Below are 1,390 nucleotides of genomic sequence, written 5' to 3'. Positions count from 1 at the left end.
GATCAAGTCCAAATTCGTGTGTAAATTCCCTCAGCTAGATGGGGCTACATAATGCGAGTCACTTTGGCATCGGATTTTGGCCGATCCTTGCGCCATTCCATGTACTCGGTCATGTCGAGATACTTCTTGCCAGCAGCCCATTTCTCATCCTGTTCCATCAGCAGAGCGCCGATGAGGCGTAACACCGATTCGCGGTTTGGAAAGATACGAATGACGCGCTCTCGCCGTCTAACTTCTTCATTTAGACGTTCAACGCTGTTTGTGGTTCGTAGTCGCTTGCGGTAACGTTCTGGTAGCATGAGGATAGCTGTTGCATCGTCAAATCCACTCTCCAGGACGCGCATCGCTTTACCGGCCTTGTCTTCATATGCTGTCAGGGTCTGCTGTAACAATAGCCTTGCCGTCTCTGCATCAGAGGCATCAAGAATCGACCGCAGACGGCCATGAATCTCATCTTTTAAGGCTTTAGGAGTGGCATCTAACACATTTCGTGTGAAGTGAGTCTGGCATCGTTGCCAACTCACTCCTTGAAGTTGCTGCCGTACCGCACGTACAAGGCCTCCATGATCGTCGGATGTGATGAGATCTACACCGCGCAGTCCACGGCTCTTTAGAGAACTAAAAAACTCACTCCAGCTCGCTTCAGATTCGGTGTCACCCAGCATAAGACCAAGGATTTCACGGTATCCTTCCTTGTTTACGCCGATAGCAATCATGACGCCTCTTGAGCGTACACGTCCGTCTTCACGCACTTTAAGATACATCGCATCAACGAGTACAAACGGGAAATGGCTGTCTGCTAGAGGCCGATTATTCCAAGCTGTGACGAGCGGATCTAGGCGCTTACAGAGATCGGAGACCGTTGATTTAGAGAACTCAGTTCCACAAAGCTCTTCGGTCACCTGCGAGACTTTACGAGTAGACACGCCGTTTACGACCATTTCCATCATGGCCAGTATTAAGGCTTGTTCACTCCTCTGGTATCGTGCGAAGAGTTCGGTTGTAAACTTTCCTCCACGGATACGTGGAACACTTAACGTAATGGTTCCTACCCGTGTATGCAGTTGATGTGGATACGATCCATTCCGATATGCTTGTCGGTTTTCTGTCCGTTCATAACGATCAGCTTCCACTTGTTCACTCACCTGCGCTTGTAGAACTTGGTTCAGTACAGATTCGAGCAACTTCGATACCCCTGCATCCTGAGAATTTCCTAAAAATAATTGCTGTAAAAGTTGCGAATCTACGTTAATCTGATAGTGAGCCATTTCAATTCACCTCGTGTATTTAGAGTGATGCTTAGACAACACCATTCTAACTGAGGGATTTGAATATGGCTCCCTTTATTTTTAGGAGCTCTAGCATTTTACACAATTATACGGACTCAACT

Annotated in this window: 1 protein-coding gene; it reads right to left on the bottom strand. The window is 47.6% G+C overall.

Annotated features, from left to right (window positions below; translation table 11 throughout):
* Nucleotides 1–44 precede the first annotated feature (44 nt).
* A complete protein-coding gene (locus ACFPXP_RS08120) occupies nucleotides 45–1,268 on the bottom strand; it encodes an IS256 family transposase (protein ID WP_379893734.1) in 1,224 nt (407 codons plus the stop codon).
* Between the last annotated feature and the right edge of the window lie 122 nt (nucleotides 1,269–1,390).

The sequence above is a fragment of the Marinicrinis lubricantis genome, from assembly GCF_042658665.1.
Classification (GTDB): Bacteria; Bacillota; Bacilli; order Paenibacillales; family KCTC-33676; genus Marinicrinis; species Marinicrinis lubricantis.
Note: the sequence above shows the minus strand (reverse complement) of the source record. Positions and strands in the feature narration are given on the sequence as shown.